The organism is Nocardioides oceani (assembly GCF_030412965.1).
Classification (GTDB): Bacteria; Actinomycetota; Actinomycetes; order Propionibacteriales; family Nocardioidaceae; genus Nocardioides; species Nocardioides oceani.
Genome location: NZ_JAUHJQ010000008.1, coordinates 179,773 through 195,417, shown reverse-complemented (window position 1 = coordinate 195,417; position 15,645 = coordinate 179,773). Strand labels below are relative to the sequence as shown.

Annotated in this window: 16 protein-coding genes and 1 pseudogene; 9 read left to right on the top strand and 8 right to left on the bottom strand. The window is 72.3% G+C overall.

Going from position 1 to position 15,645, the window contains the following annotated elements; all coding sequences use genetic code 11:
• Nucleotides 1-361, bottom strand: a pseudogene (locus QWY28_RS18040) (HNH endonuclease signature motif containing protein); the annotation flags it as partial.
• 422 nt (nucleotides 362-783) lie between these two features.
• Between QWY28_RS18040 and QWY28_RS18035 the strand changes: the two are divergent.
• The 6 genes from QWY28_RS18035 (at nucleotide 784) to QWY28_RS18010 (ending at nucleotide 5,523) form a co-directional block, all read left to right on the top strand.
• Nucleotides 784-1,164 (top strand): VOC family protein, encoded by a 381-nt coding sequence (locus QWY28_RS18035; protein WP_300953966.1) that lies wholly within the window; start codon nucleotides 784-786, stop codon nucleotides 1,162-1,164.
• A gap of 80 nt (nucleotides 1,165-1,244) precedes the next feature.
• Nucleotides 1,245-2,411 (top strand): 3-hydroxy-9,10-secoandrosta-1,3,5(10)-triene-9,17-dione monooxygenase oxygenase subunit, encoded by a 1,167-nt coding sequence (gene hsaA / locus QWY28_RS18030; protein ID WP_300953965.1) that lies wholly within the window; start codon nucleotides 1,245-1,247, stop codon nucleotides 2,409-2,411.
• Nucleotide 2,412: 1 nt separating this feature from the next.
• Nucleotides 2,413-3,315 carry a 4,5:9,10-diseco-3-hydroxy-5,9,17-trioxoandrosta-1(10),2-diene-4-oate hydrolase gene (gene hsaD / locus QWY28_RS18025; protein ID WP_300953964.1) on the top strand — a complete coding sequence of 301 codons (903 nt, stop codon included), beginning with the start codon at nucleotides 2,413-2,415 and terminating at the stop codon, nucleotides 3,313-3,315.
• Nucleotides 3,312-4,214, top strand: coding sequence for an iron-dependent extradiol dioxygenase HsaC (gene hsaC, locus QWY28_RS18020; protein WP_300953963.1), 903 nt, complete (start codon nucleotides 3,312-3,314; stop codon nucleotides 4,212-4,214). Before hsaD ends, hsaC begins: the two co-directional genes overlap by 4 nt.
• 14 nt (nucleotides 4,215-4,228) lie before the next feature.
• The gene (locus tag QWY28_RS18015) at nucleotides 4,229-4,885 is read left to right on the top strand and encodes a flavin reductase family protein (RefSeq protein WP_300953962.1); all 657 of its coding nucleotides are present in this window, start codon (nucleotides 4,229-4,231) and stop codon (nucleotides 4,883-4,885) included.
• Nucleotides 4,882-5,523 carry a GrpB family protein gene (locus QWY28_RS18010; RefSeq protein WP_300953961.1) on the top strand — a complete coding sequence of 214 codons (642 nt, stop codon included), beginning with the start codon at nucleotides 4,882-4,884 and terminating at the stop codon, nucleotides 5,521-5,523. Before QWY28_RS18015 ends, QWY28_RS18010 begins: the two co-directional genes overlap by 4 nt.
• Nucleotides 5,524-5,569: 46 nt before the next feature.
• Here the strand turns inward: QWY28_RS18010 and QWY28_RS18005 are convergent, their stop codons facing one another.
• Nucleotides 5,570-7,009, bottom strand: a complete 1,440-nt coding sequence (locus tag QWY28_RS18005; RefSeq protein WP_300953960.1) for a SulP family inorganic anion transporter — start codon at nucleotides 7,007-7,009, stop codon at nucleotides 5,570-5,572.
• A gap of 164 nt (nucleotides 7,010-7,173) precedes the next feature.
• On the opposite strand from QWY28_RS18005, the gene QWY28_RS18000 reads away from it, so the two are divergent.
• Entirely contained in the window at nucleotides 7,174-7,608 is a 435-nt protein-coding gene (locus QWY28_RS18000) for a MerR family transcriptional regulator (protein WP_300953959.1), read from the top strand.
• On the opposite strand, the gene QWY28_RS17995 is transcribed toward QWY28_RS18000, so the two are convergent.
• The 6 genes from QWY28_RS17995 to QWY28_RS17970 all read right to left on the bottom strand — a co-directional run bounded on the left by QWY28_RS17995 (nucleotide 7,596) and on the right by QWY28_RS17970 (nucleotide 13,523).
• Nucleotides 7,596-8,672 carry a spore photoproduct lyase family protein gene (locus QWY28_RS17995; protein ID WP_300953958.1) on the bottom strand — a complete coding sequence of 359 codons (1,077 nt, stop codon included), beginning with the start codon at nucleotides 8,670-8,672 and terminating at the stop codon, nucleotides 7,596-7,598. The genes QWY28_RS18000 and QWY28_RS17995 overlap by 13 nt on opposite strands.
• A 58-nt stretch (nucleotides 8,673-8,730) precedes the next feature.
• Nucleotides 8,731-8,868, bottom strand: a complete 138-nt coding sequence (locus QWY28_RS17990) for a hypothetical protein (protein WP_300953957.1) — start codon at nucleotides 8,866-8,868, stop codon at nucleotides 8,731-8,733.
• A gap of 97 nt (nucleotides 8,869-8,965) precedes the next feature.
• The gene (locus QWY28_RS17985; RefSeq protein WP_300953956.1) at nucleotides 8,966-9,949 is read right to left on the bottom strand and encodes an acyl-CoA dehydrogenase family protein; all 984 of its coding nucleotides are present in this window, start codon (nucleotides 9,947-9,949) and stop codon (nucleotides 8,966-8,968) included.
• Complete coding sequence (locus QWY28_RS17980) at nucleotides 9,949-10,845, bottom strand: acyl-CoA dehydrogenase family protein (RefSeq protein WP_300953955.1); 897 nt, start codon at nucleotides 10,843-10,845, stop codon at nucleotides 9,949-9,951. Before QWY28_RS17980 ends, QWY28_RS17985 begins: the two co-directional genes overlap by 1 nt.
• The gene (locus QWY28_RS17975) at nucleotides 10,842-11,987 is read right to left on the bottom strand and encodes an acyl-CoA dehydrogenase family protein (RefSeq protein WP_300953954.1); all 1,146 of its coding nucleotides are present in this window, start codon (nucleotides 11,985-11,987) and stop codon (nucleotides 10,842-10,844) included. Before QWY28_RS17975 ends, QWY28_RS17980 begins: the two co-directional genes overlap by 4 nt.
• Nucleotides 11,988-13,523: a FadD3 family acyl-CoA ligase gene (locus QWY28_RS17970; protein ID WP_300953953.1), complete on the bottom strand. Its 1,536-nt coding sequence runs from the start codon at nucleotides 13,521-13,523 to the stop codon at nucleotides 11,988-11,990. It abuts the gene before it with no gap.
• 81 nt (nucleotides 13,524-13,604) lie between these two features.
• On the opposite strand from QWY28_RS17970, the gene QWY28_RS17965 reads away from it, so the two are divergent.
• A complete protein-coding gene (locus QWY28_RS17965) occupies nucleotides 13,605-14,819 on the top strand; it encodes an acyl-CoA dehydrogenase family protein (RefSeq protein ID WP_300953952.1) in 1,215 nt (404 codons plus the stop codon).
• Nucleotides 14,820-15,623: an SDR family oxidoreductase gene (locus tag QWY28_RS17960; RefSeq protein WP_300953951.1), complete on the top strand. Its 804-nt coding sequence runs from the start codon at nucleotides 14,820-14,822 to the stop codon at nucleotides 15,621-15,623.
• Nucleotides 15,624-15,645: the final 22 nt, after the last annotated feature.

The window sequence follows — 15,645 nt, the reverse complement described above, 5'->3', positions numbered from 1 at the left end:
CGACCGAGATCGCGCCCTCGGTCAACGCGGCTGACGTGGGGGCGTGGCGGTCGAGCGACTCGGCCAACCGCATCCGGGACTTCGCGACGGGCCGGTTCTGCCGGGTCTGGTGGCCCCACCACGACGCGGTGTCGGTGGCGCCGGCACGTTCGCCTACGTGACGGCGGTCGGCCTCCGCGGCCAATCGCAGCTCGAGCGCCTCAGCCTGGGCGCGGAGTCGGGTGGCTTCGAGGAGGGTGGCGGCGACCTCGTTGTCGGACATCTGCCACAGGTCCGAGGTGGCCGCTGCGCGGACCTTCTTGCGGGACTTCGCGACAGCACGGCACACGGTGTGCGCGTGGTGTCTGGAGTCCTTGGCCATGGGTCCACTCAAGCACCCGCCACCGACAGTCCGACCGCTGTTTCCCCAGGTCAGCCGCATCTTGGACAACCGGTTCGCTATTCTCCCGCGGGTTTCGAGAGGGGCCTGGCGGCCCTTCCGACCAGCGGGTGCGCGCCGTGAGCCGGGCAACCATCGCGACTCCGACGGCGTCCCTTCCGTAGCTGCCGCCCACCTCGACGACCCACAGCCTCCAGGCCGAAGGTCGGCTGGCGGGGGTTTCGACGTCGCTCGCTGGCGCTCGCTGCTCAACCAGCGGGGGGCGCCCGAGGGTCAGCCCTGACGGGGGTTTCGACGTCGCTCGCTGGCGCTCGCTGCTCAACCAGCGGGGTGCGCCTCCTGCTCGACCGGCGGGGCGTGCGCAGGTCGGGTCACCGGGCGCGGGCGTGGGGTACAAGTGCCCCATGGCATCCCGCGCAGCGAACTTCTGCATCGACGCCCACGACCCGTACGCCCAGACGATGTGGTGGGCGCAGGTCCTGGAGGACTTCACGCTTCCGACAGGGGAGTGGGAGAACAGGCCAGGGGAGGAGGAGTGCGGGCTCGTCGGACCGGACGGTCGCGCGCTGCTGTTCCTGAAGGTCCCGGAGCCGAAGACGGTGAAGAACCGCATGCACCTCTGCCTGCGGCCCACCGACCGCAGCCGCGACGAGGAGGTCGACCGGGTCCTCGGGCTCGGCGCGACGCTGGTCGACGACCGGCGCGACGGCGACCGGGGGTGGGCGGTGCTCGCCGACCCCGAGGGCAACGAGTTCTGCGTGCTGCGGCCCGAGACCAGCTCGTAGGCGCCGGCCGGGACGCGTCCTGGTCCAAAACAAGAACGTGTTCTAGTATCGACGTCGTCCCACCACGACAGGAGTTGGCGATGTCCCAGGCTGTTCTCGACGGCGTCCGTGACCTGCTTCCCACGATCCGCGAGCGGGCCGACGAGGCCGAGCGCCTGCGCGTCGTGCCGGAGGCGAGCATCAAGGAGCTTGAGGAGGTCGGGTTCTTCCGTCTCCTCCAACCGAAGCGGTTCGACGGCTTCGAGGCCGACCCCGTGACCTTCTACAGCGCGGTGCGCGACATCGCCTCGGCGTGCGGCTCGACCGGCTGGGTCTCCAGCGTGGTCGGCGTGCACCCGTGGCAGGTCGCGCTCTTCGACGACGAGGCGCAGCAGGCGGTGTGGGGCGAGGACACCAGCACCCGGCTCAGCTCGTCGTACGCCCCGACCGGCAAGGCGACGGTCACCGACGGCGGCTACATCCTCTCGGGCAAGTGGAGCTTCTCCTCCGGGTGCGACCACTGCAGCTGGGTGCTGCTCGGTGGGCTGGTGTTCAACGCCGAGGGCCAGGTCGTGGACTTCAAGACCTTCATGGTCCCGCGCGAGAAGTACCAGATCATCGACGTCTGGCACATGGTCGGCCTCCGCGGCACCGGGTCGAACGACATCCTCGTCGAGGACGTGTTCATCCCCGAGGCGTTCACGCTCTCGATGAGCCAGACCGGCCAGTGCAAGGGCCCGGGGCAGGAGCAGAACACCTCCGACCTCTACAAGCTGCCCTTCCACTCGATCTTCACCGGCACCATCACCACGCCGATCATCGGCATGGCGCGGGGTGCGTACGCCGAGCACGTCGAGATGCAGCAGAAGCGCACGCGCGCGGCGTACCTCGGCGAGAAGGCGTCCCTCGACCCGTTCGCCGCCGTCCGGATCGCCAAGGCGAGCAGCGAGATCGACGCGGCCTGGGCACTGCTGGTCAACAACATCCGCGAGGAGATGGACCACGTCGCGAAGGGCGAGAAGATCCCGCTCGGGCTGCGGCTGCGGGTCCGGCGCGACCAGGTCCTCGGCAGCCAGCGCGCGATCGACGCGATCGACGCCCTCTTCGAGGCCTCCGGCGGGCGTGCGCTCGCCGAGGGGACCTACCTCCAGCGCGCGTGGCGCGACGCCCACGCCGGCCGCGTGCACGCCGCGAACGACCCGGAGCGGGCGCTGCAGATGTTCGGCGCGCACGAGTTCGGCCACAAGGTCGACCCGGGGATGTACTGAGGTGGACTACTCCCAGGAGAGCGTCCGCCGCTCGGCGAAGGCCGGCGACCTGACGCTCAACTACTACGAGGCCGCGCCCGACACCCAGCCGACCCAGGTCGGCGGAGGCCTGCCGCTGGTGATGCTCCACGGCGGCGGCCCCGGCGCCTCGGCGTGGTCGAACTTCGGCCCGGCCCTCCCGCACTTCGCCCGGTCGTTCCGCACCCTGCTCGTCGACCAGCCGGGGTTCGGCGCGTCCGACAAGCCGCCGGTCGTCGGCAACTACTACCGGTTCGCCGCCGACCACGTCGTCCGGCTGCTCGACGAGCTCGGGATCGAGCGGGTGCACCTGCTCGGCAACAGCCTCGGCGGCGGCACGGCGATGCGGCTCGCGCTGACCCACCCCGACCGCGTCGGCCGCCTGGTGCTCATGGGCCCCGGCGGGCTCTCGCTGAACCTCTTCCACGCCGACCCGACCGAGGGCGTCCAGCGCCTGATGGACTTCGGCGCCGACCCGACCCGCGAGAAGCTGCGGGCGTTCATCTCCACGATGGTGGTCGACCAGTCCCTGGTGACCGACGAGCTGGTCGAGCAGCGGTTCGCCGACGCGACCGCACCCGGCGCCCAGGACGCCATGCGCTCGATGGGCATGTCGTTCTGGAACCCCGAGACCGCCGAGGACGGCATGCTCTGGCGCGAGGCCCACCGGCTGCGCAAGCACACCTTGCTGACCTGGGGCCGCGAGGACCGGGTGAACCCGCTCGACGGCGCCATGGCGGCCCTCAAGCTCATCCCCAAGGCACAGCTGCACGTCTTCCCCAACTGCGGGCACTGGGCGCAGATCGAGGCGGCCGAGGAGTTCGCCGAGATCACCACCGCCTTCCTCGCCCGCCACGTAGAACGCACCCGAGAGGCCACCGCGTGACGATCGACATCAGGTCCATGGGCTACGTCCGCGTGGCCTCGACCGAACCCGAGCAGTGGAAGGTCTTCGCCGGGAAGGTGCTCGGCCTGGCCGAGGGACGCGGGCCGAACCCCGACCACCAGTACTGGCGCATCGACCAGGTCTCGGCCCGTCTGGTCGTCGTGCCCTCCGACCGCGACCAGCTCGAGGCGACCGGCTGGGAGCTCGCCGACCACCAGGCGCTCCAAGAGGCGCGCGAGCACCTGCAGAAGGCCGGTGTCGCCTTCGAGGAGGCGACCAAGGAGGAGCTCGACGAGCGCCGGATCCAGGAGATGATCCGCTTCACCGACCCGTGGGAGAACGTCTTCGAGCTCTTCCACGGCATCACCTACGAGGCCCGCCCGATCGTCACGCCGTACGCCGCCACCTTCGTCACCGGCGACCAGGGCATGGGCCACATCGTCATCCCGGTGCTCGACGACGTCGAGGCGCTGCGCTTCTACACCGACGTCCTCGGCTTCCGGCTGCGCGACTCGATGAGCATGCCCGGCGAGTTCGTCGGCAAGGAGCCGGGCTCCAAGGTCTGGCTGCGCTTCCTCGGCGTCAACCCCCGCCACCACTCGCTGGCGTTCCTGCCGATGCCGAACCCCGCCAAGTGCGTCCACATCATGCTCGAGGTCGACCAGCTCGACCACGTCGGTCGGGCGCTCGAGCGGGTCCGCAAGCACAAGGCGCCGCTCTCGGCGACACTCGGCCGGCACATGAACGACGAGATGGTCTCGTTCTACGTGAAGAGCCCTGGGGGCTTCGACGTCGAGTTCGGCACCGACGGCCTGCAGGTCGAGGACCGCAGCTGGGTGGCGCGTGAGTCGACGGCCGTGTCGTACTGGGGGCACGACTTCGGCGGCGGCCAGCAGTGACTAGCGTGGGGTCCATGTCCGCCCACTCGGGGGCCGCTCCGGACGTCCCGGAGGGCATGAACCCCAACGCTGCCGAGACCTGGCCGAGCCCCGAGCTGATCGCCTCCTGGCTGGGCAGCGAGGCCTACGAGCTCGAGCCGCTCGGCCCCGGCGAGGGCGCCGCGGTCCCCACCGACGACCCGGCCGCGCAGGCCCAGGCGCGCCACTTCCGCGACGTCCTGGGCCGCTTCGCCTCCGGGGTCACGGTCGTCACGGCGATCAGCGGCGGCGAGCCGGTCGGGATGACCTGCCAGTCGTTCTCCAGCGTCTCCCTCGATCCGCCGCTGGTGCTGTTCGTGCCGGCGAAGACCTCCCGTGCGTGGCCGCTGATCCAGCGCTCGGGCCGCTTCTGCGTGAACTTCCTCGCCGACGGCCAGGCCGAGCTGTCCAACCAGATGGCCAGCCGCGGGTCGGACAAGTTCGCCGGCGTCGCCTGGCACCCCTCGGAGGCGTCGGGCTCACCGGTGCTCGAGGGCTCGCTCGCGCACGTGGACTGCAGCGTGCACGCCGTCCACGAGGCCGGCGACCACTGGATCGTGGTCGGCCGGGTCCTGCACCTGGCCACCGCCCCCGAGGACGCGCCGCAGGACCCGCTGCTGTTCTACCAGGGCAAGTACCGCACCACGGGGTGAGCGCGGAGCCGGGCGGCCGTCCCGCCACGCACCCGCTCTGGCGTCCCTTCGAGCTCGCCGACCTGGACGCGGTCGCCGCCGCACGCATCGTGCGCGAGCCGAGCCCGCCGATCGAGGTGGTCGACCCCGATCCGGGCTGGCCGGCGGCGTACGACGAGGTGGCGCGGCGGTTGCGCGCCGCGCTGGGGGAGCGTGTGCTCGCCGTGGCGCACGTCGGGTCGACCGCCGCGCCCGGCCTGCCGGCCAAGCCCGTCATCGACGTGGACCTGGTCGTCCCCGACCCGGCCGACGAGCCCGCGTGGCTGCCCGACCTCGAGGCGGCCGGCTTCCGGCTGCGCGTGCGCGAGCCGGACCACGAGCAGCACCGGCTCGTCCGCGGCACCGACCCGACCAGCAACGTGCACGTCTTCGGGCCCGGCGCCCGCGAGCCCCGGCGGCACGTGCTGTTCCGCGACTGGTTGCGCACCCACGCGGCCGACCGGGCGGCGTACGGCGACCTCAAGCGGCGGATCGCCGCGGAGCGGGCGCACACCGACGGCATGGCGTACAACAACCGCAAGGCGTGGCTGGTCTACGACATCTACGACCGCGCCCTCGCCGCGGACCCCGAGCACCCGCACGACCCGCACCCGCGCTGACGGAGCGGGGCCGGGCCAGCGGCGCGGCCCAGGGCGGGCACGGAGCTCAGTGCGAGGCCAGTCGCCCGGTGAGCCGGCCGTGCCGGTCGGCGCTCGCCTCGTCCAGCCCGGCGATCTCCACGGTCTTTCCCCGGCGGGCGTACTTGGTCGTGATCGCGTCGAGGGAGGCGACGGTGGAGGCGTCCCAGACGTGCGCGGCGGCCAGGTCGATGACCACCCGCTCCGGGTCACGGGCGTAGTCGAACTGCGTGTAGAGGTCGTTGCTCGAGGCGAAGAACAGCTCGCCGGTGACCCGGTAGACCGCCGTCGCCACCCCGTGCTCGTCCTGGACGAGCACGCGCTCGGTCCCGGTGAGGTGCGCGACGCGTCGGGCGAAGAGCACCATCGCCACGAGGACGCCGACGCCGACGCCGATCGCGAGGTTGTGGGTGAGCACGGTGACGACGACGGTCGCCAGCATCACCGTCGTCTCCGACCTCGGCATCCGCCTCAGCGTGCTCGGGTGGATCGAGTGCCAGTCGAACGTGCCGACCGAGACCATGACCATCACCGCGACGAGGGCGGCCATCGGGATCAGCGCGACGACGTCGCCGAAGCCGACGACGAGGACGAGCAGGAGGACGCCGGCCAGGAAGGTCGAGATCCGGGTGCGCGCGCCTGAGACCTTCACGTTGATCATCGTCTGGCCGATCATCGCGCAGCCGCCCATCCCGCCGAAGAACCCCGTGACGATGTTCGCGGCGCCCTGGCCCCACGCCTCCCGGTTCTTGTCGGAGTGGGTGTCGGTGATGTCGTCGACCAGCTTCGCGGTCAGGAGCGACTCCAGGATGCCGACGACCGCCATCGCGAGGGCGTACGGCGCGATCACCTCGAGCGTGTCGAGGGTGAACGGCACGTCCGGCACGAACCACGCCGGCAGGCTGTCGGGCAGGTCGCCCTCGTCGCCGACGTCCGGCACGCCGACTCCGGCCACCAGGACGAAGGCGGTCAGCGCGACGATGGCGACCAGCGGGGCGGGGACGACGCTGTTGACCCGCGGGAGGCCGACGATGACGGCGATGCCGACGGCCACCATCGGGTAGACCGCCCACGGCACGTCGACCAGGTGGTCGACCTGCGCCTCGAAGATCAAGATCGCCAGCGCGTTGACGAAGCCGACCATGACCGAGCGGGGGATGAACCGCATCAGCCTCGCGACGCCGGCGAGGGCCAGGGCGACCTGGATCGCGCCGCCGAGCAGCACCGTGGCAATGAGGTAGTCGTACCCGTGGTCGCGCACGACCGGCGCGACGACCAGCGCGACGGCACCGGTCGCGGCCGAGATCATCGCGGGACGCCCGCCGAGGAACGAGATGGCGACGGCCATCGTGAACGACGCGAACAACCCCACCTGCGGGTCGACGCCGGCGATGATCGAGAACGAGATCGCCTCCGGGATGAGCGCGAGGGCGACGACGAGGCCGGCCAGCACCTCGGTCCGCAGCACCTGCGGCGAACGCAGGGCGGCGCGGACGGTGCCTCGGGCAGCATCGGTTTCCGTGACAGTGGCCGGGACAGAGGCCGGGTCGGTGGCCGGTGCGGAGGGCCCGGTGGACGAGGATGACGGCACGAGCCGACAGGCTACCCTTCCGTTACGGAAGGTTTCGCATCGTGACCCCGAGGAGCGCCGCGCAGGTGACCGACGAGACCCGGCCGAGCGGCCCGATGCACATCGGCGAGGTGGCCACCCGCACCGAGCTCTCGCTGCGCAGCCTGCGGCACTGGGAGGAGGTGGGGCTCCTGCACCCGTCGGGGCGCACCGACGGCGGCTTCCGGCTCTACACCGAGGAGGACGTCCAGAAGATCCTCGTCATCCGCCGGATGAAGCCCCTCGGCTTCACCCTCGAGGAGATGAAGGCCGTCATGGTCGACATCGAGGCGCTGCGCGACCCCGGTACGACGGCGGGCGACCAGGGGGCCGCGCGGGCGCGGCTCCGGTCGGTCCTCGACGACGGGGTCGAGCGCCGGGAGCGGCTGGTGCGCCAGCTCGCGATGGCCGACGAGTTCATCGAGATCCTCGGCCGGGAGTCGGCTCAGAACGCGTAGCGGACCCGGCAGGTCGGTAGCGTCTCGCCGATCATCGCGGTCAGCTCGTCGACCCAGCGACGCTTCCACGTCGACTTGTACCGCACGTTCCACTGGCCGCTCTCCGAGCGCTTGCGCTGCTGCAGGTCCGATCGCCACAGCTGCTCCTCGCCCTGCGGGTGCCAACCGAGGTTGACCTCGTGGAGCTGCTCGTTGTGGGTGAGGAAGATGACCTCGCAGGCCAGCTGCGCCTTGGCCTTCTCGCCGATCCCGTCGGCGACCTGCTCGAGCAGCTCGGCCCACTCCGCCTTCCAGCCCTTGTGGACGACGACCGGGCTGAAGTTCAGGTGGACCTCGTAGCCGGCCTCGACGAAGTCGTCGATCGCCGCGATCCGCTCGGCGATGCGCGAGGTGCGCAGGTCGAGCTTCTTCGACATCTCCTGCGGCATGAGCGAGAAGCGGACGCGCGTGCCGCCGCGCGGGTCCCAGCCGAGCAGGTCACGGTTGACGAACTTGGTGGCGAAGCTGGCCTTGGCGCCGTCGAGCCGGGCGTAGAGGTCGACGAGGTCGCGCACGTTGTCGCTGACGAGCGCGTCGACCGAGCAGTCACCGTTCTCGCCGAGGTCGTAGACCCAGTCGACCGGGTCGCACTGGTTCGGCACCGTCTTGGGACCCTGGCGACCGGCGTGCCGCTCGAGGTAGCCCAGGATCTTCTCGATGTTGACGAACGCGGTGATCGGGTTGGCGTACCCCTTGCGCCGCGGCACGTAGCAGTAGGAGCAGGCCATCGCGCAGCCGTTGGACGTCGAGGGGGCGATGAAGTCCGAGCTGCGCCCGTTGGGGCGCGCGGTCAACGACTTCTTGGTGCCGAGCACGAGGACCGACCGCTTGTTGCGCACCCAGTCCTCGACGTTCCCCTCGTTGCCGTAGAGCCCGGGGATCGCCTGGTGGGAGAGGACCTCCACCCGCTCTGCGTCGGGGAAGCGGGCGAGGATCTCGGCCCCGCGGGGGAAGTCGGGGACGTCGCGCTCGTGGAAGATCGTCGTGACGTCGAGCAGTCGGTCGGCGTGGGTGCGTGTCGTCATCGTCGGTACAACACATCACGGGCCGCCGACCATCCCGGTCGAGCCGGGTGGGGCGACCTCAGATCCGGGTGCGGATCGGGTTCGCGATCATGCCCATCGGGTAGTCGTCCTGGGCCTGGGCGGCCTCGGAGGCCTCGGACGCCTCGGCTACCGCAGCCGGCTGGTCGATCTCGGTGACGTCGGAGTCGATGCTCATGGTCCCAACCTAGTAGGCGTCCTCGCAGGTCAGGACCCCACGAGGGGGTTGCCGCGGGAACGGTGCGGTGGTCTTGCTCACACGTGTGCCGGCGAGGTCACAGGGGAACAGCTGCGCGATGGGCCCGAGCGGTCCCGAACAGCTGCCCGAGGGCGTGCGCCCGCTTGAGGACCAGGTGCGCGTCGTGCTCCCAGGTGATCGCGATGCCGCCGTGCAGCTGCACGGTCTCCGCGGCGACCGACGCCAGCGCCTCGGAGCAGTAGGCCTTCGCGACGTGCGCGAGGCGGGCCGCGTCCGGAGCGTGGCTGGAGACGGCGTACGACGCCGCCCAGGACGCCGAGCGCGACATCTCCAGCAGCACCAGCATGTCGGCCATCCGGTGCTTGAGCGCCTGGAACGAGCCGATCGGCCGGCCGAACTGCACCCGCTCCTTGCTGTAGTCGACCGTCATCTCCAGCGCCCGGGCGGCCGTGCCGGCCTGGAGCGCGGCCACCCCGACCGCGCCGACCAGGGCGGCCCGTTCGACAGCGGCCGCGCCGTCGCCGATCCGGGTGGCGGCGGCGGTGTCGACCTCGATGCTCGCCAGGCGCAGCGTCTGGTCCATCGACGCCGTCCACTCCCGGCGCGTCGACGCGGGGTCGAGCGACCAGAGCCCGTCGTCGGTCGCGGCCACCAGGACGGTGGCGAGGTCGCCGTCGAGCACGGTGGCGACGGTCGTGCGACCACCGGTGGCGTCGACGAACGCGCCGACCTCGCCGGCGGCGAGCCGGGGGAGCAGCTCCGCCCTCGCCTCGTCGGTCGCGCCGGCGAGGAGCGCCTCGGAGGTCACCAACGAGGACAGCAGCGGGGAGGGCGCGAGCGAGCGGCCGACCTCCTCGAGGGCGACGAGCGCCTCGAACAGGGTGAAGCCGGCGCCGCCGTGCTCCTCGGGGATGCCCAGCGCGGGCACGCCGACCTGCTCGACGAGCAGCTGCCACAGCGCCTCGTCGTAGGTCTCCGCCCGCGGATCGGCCCGCTTGGCCAGCGCGGCCCGGACGATCGAGGCGAGCTCCTGCTGCTCCTCGGAGAGCGCGAAGTCCATCAGCCCGCCTCGGTCGCGTCGGGACCGACCAGCGACGCGAGCAGCCGGCCGCGGTGGAAGGCGGGCGTGCCCCACGCCGTCACGAGCGCGCGGATCCGGTTCAGCCACAGGCTGAGGTCGAACTCCTGGGTGTAGCCGATCGCGCCGTGGACCTGGAGGCCGGTGCGGGAGGCGAGGTACGCCGCGTCACCGCACGCGACCTTCGCGGCCGACACGTCGACCTCGCCGAGCGCGGCCCCCTGGACCAGCGGGCGGGCGAAGTCGAGGGCGATCCGGACGTCGGCCAGCGCGTGCTTGACGGCCTGGTAGGAGCCGATCTCGCGGCCGAACTGCTTGCGCTGCTTGACGTAGGTCACCGCGTCCGCGAGCACCCGCTCGCCGGCACCGAGCAGCTCGGCGGCGGTCGCCAGGACCGCGAGGTCGAACGCCTCCGGGTGCGGCTCGCCGGCCCCGTCGCCGGTCACCCGGAACAGCCGCCGGGTGCGGTCGACCGACGTCAGCTGCTCGCCGACCTCGGTGACGGGCGTGCTGCCGACGTACACCTCGTCGGCCACGTCGGCGTCGAGCGCGTGCGGGACGTGCGGCGGCAGGGCCACGGTCGCGACGCCCTCGAGGGTGCGCCCGAGCGCGACCGGGAGGTACGCCGCGGACTCGATCCACGGCCCGGGCACCGCGTGCCGGCCGAGCGCCTCGAACGCGACCGCGACCTCGACCGGGGTCGCCTCGGTGGCCAGCGAGAGGACGCCGAGGTCGGCGAGGCGCTTCCACAGCTCCAGGCCGGGGCCGTGGTCGCCGTCCGCCCAGGCGCGGGCGGCCCGCACCGTGTCGGCACCGGCGAGCAGCGACTGGAGCGCGGCCGCGAAGTCGCGCTGGTCCTCGTCGAGCACGAACCTCACTTGCGGACCTCCCGCGGCAGGCCGAGGATCCGCTCGGCGACGATGTTGCGCTGGATCTCGTTGGTGCCGGCGTAGATCGGGCCGGAGAGTGAGAAGGTGTAGCCGTCCAGCCAGGTCGAGGCGACCTCGGCCTCGGGGCCCAGCAGGTCGAGCGCGGTCTCGTGGAGCGCGATGTCGAGCTCGGACCAGAAGACCTTGTTGACCGACCCGGCCGCGCCCATGTCGCCGCCGGCGGCGAGCCGGGTGACCGTGCCCCACGTGTAGAGCCGGTAGGCCTGCGCCTTGACCCAGGCGTCGACCACCCGGTCGGCCGCCGCGGCCGGCGGCTGCGCCGTGCCGCGGTAGAGCTCGACGAGCCGGTCGGCGGCGGCGCAGAAGCGACCGGGGGAGCGCAGCGAGAGGCCGCGCTCGTTGCCGGCGGTCGACATCGCGACCCGCCACCCGTCGCCGGGCGCGCCGAGCACGTCGGCGTCCGGCACGAAGACGTCCTCGAAGAACACCTCCGCGAAGCCGGCCTCGCCGTCGAGCTGGGCGATCGGCCGGACGGTGATCCCGTCGGCGTCCAGCGGGAAGAGGAAGTAGGTCAGCCCGGCGTGCCGCTGCGCCTCGGGGTCGGAGCGGAACAGCCCGAAGCCCCAGTGCGCGAACGCCGCCCGCGAGGACCAGGTCTTCTGGCCGTTGAGCACCCAGCCGCCGCGCTCCTCGTCGCGCCGCGCGGTCGAGCGCAGGGAGGCCAGGTCGGAGCCGGCCTCCGGCTCGGACCAGCACTGCGCCCAGATCTTCTCCCCGGTGGCCATCGAGGGCAGGAAGCGGTCCTGCTGCTCGGGGGTGCCGTGGTCGAAGATGATCGGCGCGAGCAGGAAGATGCCGTTCTGCGAGACCCGGCCGGGCGCGCCGGCGCGGTAGTACTCCTCCTCGAAGACCACCCACTCCACCAGCGAGGCGTCCCGGCCGTGGTACTCCGCGGGCCACGAGACGACCGACCAGCGGGCCTCGGCCAGGCGGGCCTCCCACTCCTGGTGGGCCGCCCACCCGGCCTCGGTGTCCATCGAGGGCAGCGGCTCGGCCGGCACGTTGGCGGCCAGCCACTCCCGGGCCTCGGCCTGGAAGGCCAGCTCGGACTCGGACAGGGTCAGGTCCATCTACGCGCTCCTGGGCTCGTCACGAAGGTGCGTCTTCAGCACCTTGCCGGAGAGGTTCCGCGGCAGCGTGTCGAGGAACTCCACATGCCGCGGGACCTTGAAGTTGGCCAGCCGCTCCTTGCAGTGCGCCGCGACGACCTCGGCGGTGAGCGACTCGCCGGCGGGCGACGCCGCGCGGACGACGTACGCCGCCCCGACCTCGCCCATCCGCTCGTCCGGGACCCCGACGACCGCGACGTCCGCGACGCCCTCGAGCCGGGCGAGGACCTGCTCGACCTCGGCGGGGTAGACGTTGAAGCCGCCGGAGATGTACATGTCCTTGAGCCGGTCGGTGATCCGCAGGTTGCCGGCCTCGTCGAGCGTGCCGACGTCGCCGGTGTGCAGCCATCCGTCCGCGTCGATCGCGGCCGCGGTGGCCTCCTCGTCGTCGAGGTAGCCGCGCATCACCCAGTCGCCGCGCAGCAGCAGCTCGCCGGCCTCGCCGGGCGGCGCGTCGATCCGCGTCTCCATGCCGGGCACGGCCCGCCCGCACGTCGTCGCGACCAGCTCGGCCGGGTCGCCGGCGCGGGCCATCGTCGCCACGACCGCCTCGGTCATCCCGAACGCGGTGACCACCTGGTCGATGCCCAGCCCCTCGGGCGCGGGCTGCCGCATCCGCTCGATGAGCACCACCGGGACGACCGCCGCACCGGTGACCGCGAGCCGGAGCGAGGAGAGGTCGCGGGCCTCGCGGCCGGGGGCGCCGAGCAGCGACTGGTAGATCGTCGGGGCGCCGGGGAGCACGGTGATCCGCTCGTCCTCGACCAGCGCCATCGTGCGCTCGAGGTCGAAGGTCGCCAGCGGGTAGAGCGTCGCCCCGGTCACCAGGCCGGTCACGATGCCGACCTTGTAGCCGAAGGAGTGGAAGAACGGGTTGACCACGAGGTAGCGGTCCTGGCCCGTCACGCCGCCGAGCTCGGCCCAGACCCGCGCCACGCCGACCGTCTGGCGGTGGGCCGACATGGCGCCCTTGCTGCGGCCGGTCGTGCCGGAGGTGAACAGGATGTCGGCGACGTCGTCGGGGGAGACCGCCTCCGCGATCGCGTCGATGTCGGCGGTGGACACCTCGCCCAGGTCGAGGTCGGCCAGGTGTGCGAGGTCGACGACCTGCAGCACCGAGGGGTGCTCGCCGGTCGCCTGCAGGTCCGCGATCTGCGTGCGGCCGAGGAAGCCGTCGGCGACGACGACCAGCCGCGCGGCGGTGCGGTCGACCACGTCGGCCACCTCGTGCGCCGTGTAGCGCGAGTTCAGCGGCACGAGCACGCCGCCGGCGTACGACGCCGCGAGGCCGGCGACGACCCAGTCGATGCTGTTGGGCGCCCACAGGCACACGCGGTCACCGGGCCGCAGCCCCGCCGCGACGTACCCGCGCGCCGCACGACGCACCCGGCGCAGCAGCTCCAGGAACGAGACGCTCTCGCCGTCCTGGACGTACGCCGGGTGGTCGCCGAAGCGGTCCGCCGCCGCGCCGAGCGCGGCCGGAATCGTCTGCTCCACGTCACCTCCACCGGGGGCCGGGCCGGTCGGACGGTCGTGCCCGACTGCCCAACCAAGCAATTGCTTGGTACTGTAGCACCCGTGGACCTGAGCTACTCGGCCGAGGACGAGGCCTTCCGTGCCGAGGTGCGCGCTTTCCTGGAGGAGAGCCTGCGCGGTGAGTTCGCCGACCTGAAGGGGCTCGGCGGGCCCGGTCGCGACCACGAGGCGGTCGAGGAGCGCCTCGCCTGGAACCGGCACCTCGCCGAGCACGGCTGGACCTGCGTGGGCTGGCCGACCGAGCACGGCGGCCGGGGCCTGACGCTCTCCCAGCAGGTGATCTTCCACGAGGAGTACGCCCGCTCCGACGCGCCCGCCCGGCTCAACCACCTCGGCGAGGAGCTGCTCGGCCCGACGCTGATCGCCTTCGGCACGCCCGAGCAGCAGCAGCGGTTCCTGCCGCGGATCCGTGCGGTGGAGGAGCTGTGGGCCCAGGGGTACTCCGAGCCCGGCGCCGGGTCCGACCTCGCCAACGTCCAGACCAAGGCCCGCCTCGAGGACGCCGCCGACGGCTCCGGTCAGCAGTGGGTCGTCGACGGGCAGAAGGTGTGGACCTCGAACGCCCACTTCTCGCAGTGGGTCTTCGTCGTGGCGCGCACCGAGCCCGGGTCGCAGCGCCACCACGGGCTCTCGTTCCTCCTCGTGCCGCTGGACCAGGAGGGTGTCGAGGTCCGGCCGATCGAGCAGCTCACCGGCGGCTCGGAGTTCAACGAGGTGTTCTTCACCGGCGCCCGCACCGACGCCGACCTCGTCGTGGGCGAGCCCGGGCAGGGCTGGCGGGTGGCGATGGGCCTGCTCGGCTTCGAGCGCGGCGTCTCGGTGCTCGGCCAGGTCGTCGGCTTCGCCCGCGAGCTGCGCGGCGTGGTCGACCTGGCCAAGGCCAACGGCGCCATCGACGACCCCCTGCTGCGCGACCGGCTGGCCGACCTCACCGTCGAGCTGGAGGTCATGCGGTTCAACGCGATGCGCGGCCTCGCCGCCGTCACCGGCGGGGACGACTCCGCCGCCGGCGGGGGAGCGGCGTCGATCTTCAAGCTCGTCTGGGCCGCGTGGCACAAGCGGCTCGGCGAGGTGGCGATGGAGGTCCTCGGCGCCGACGGGCTGACGGCCCGCGCCGCGCCGTACGACCTCGACGAGTGGCAACGACTCTTCCTCTTCGCGCGCGCCGACTCGATCTACGGCGGCAGCGACGAGGTGCAGCGCAACATCCTGGCCGAGCGCGTGCTCGGCCTTCCCCGCGAGCCGAAAGGCGTCTGAATGACCACCACCCGACCCGAGCAGCCGGCCCCCGCCTACGTCCCCGGTCACGACCTGCTGGCCGGCAAGGTCGTCGTCGTGACCGCCGCGGCCGGTGCCGGCATCGGTGCCGCCGTCGTGCGCCGCGTGCTGGAGGAGGGCGCCAAGGCGGTCGTCTTCAGCGACACCCACGAGCGCCGGCTGGCCGAGGCCGAGGAGGCCCTCGCCGCGGAGTTCGGCGCCGACCGCGTCCACCAGCGGGTCTGCGACGTCACCGACGAGGCGCAGGTCGCCGCGCTGCTCGACGTCGCCGAGGAGCTCGGCGGCGTCGACGTGATGGTCAACAACGCCGGTCTCGGCGGGACCGCCAACGTGCTGGAGATGACCGACGAGCAGTGGCTGCGGGTCCTCGACATCACCCTGACCGGCACGTTCCGCTGCGTGCGGGCCGCGGGCCAGCGGATGGTCGCCGCCGGCACGAAGGGCGTCATCGTCAACAACGCCTCGGTCATCGGCTGGCGCGCCCAGGAGGGCCAGGCCCACTACGCCGCGGCGAAGGCGGGCGTCATGGCGCTGACCCGCTGCTCGGCGATCGACCTGGCTCCGCACGGCATCCGAGTCAACGCCGTCTCGCCGAGCCTGGCGATGCACCCGTTCCTCGCGAAGGTCACCTCCGACGAGCTGCTCGCCGAGCTCAAGGCCAAGGAGGCCTTCGGCCGGGCCGCCGAGCCGTGGGAGGTCGCGAACGTCATGGTCTTCCTGGCCAGCGACTACGCGTCGTACATGACCGGCGAGGTCGTCGCCGTCTCCAGCCAGCAGGCCTGAGCCGGAGGTCGGGGAGGATGGC

Bases quoted from the DNA above. Each gene is read 5' to 3' on its own strand.
- QWY28_RS18035 (WP_300953966.1), top strand. From the start codon at position 784: ATGGCATCCCGCGCAGCGAACTTCTGCATCGACGCCCACGACCCGTAC.
- hsaA (WP_300953965.1), top strand. From the start codon at position 1,245: ATGTCCCAGGCTGTTCTCGACGGCGTCCGTGACCTGCTTCCCACGATC.
- QWY28_RS18015 (WP_300953962.1), top strand. From the start codon at position 4,229: ATGTCCGCCCACTCGGGGGCCGCTCCGGACGTCCCGGAGGGCATGAAC.
- QWY28_RS17990 (WP_300953957.1), bottom strand. From the start codon at position 8,868: ATGAGCATCGACTCCGACGTCACCGAGATCGACCAGCCGGCTGCGGTA.
- QWY28_RS17975 (WP_300953954.1), bottom strand. From the start codon at position 11,987: ATGGACCTGACCCTGTCCGAGTCCGAGCTGGCCTTCCAGGCCGAGGCC.
- QWY28_RS17985 (WP_300953956.1), bottom strand. From the start codon at position 9,949: ATGGACTTCGCGCTCTCCGAGGAGCAGCAGGAGCTCGCCTCGATCGTC.
- QWY28_RS17995 (WP_300953958.1), bottom strand. From the start codon at position 8,672: ATGACGACACGCACCCACGCCGACCGACTGCTCGACGTCACGACGATC.
- QWY28_RS17960 (WP_300953951.1), top strand. From the start codon at position 14,820: ATGACCACCACCCGACCCGAGCAGCCGGCCCCCGCCTACGTCCCCGGT.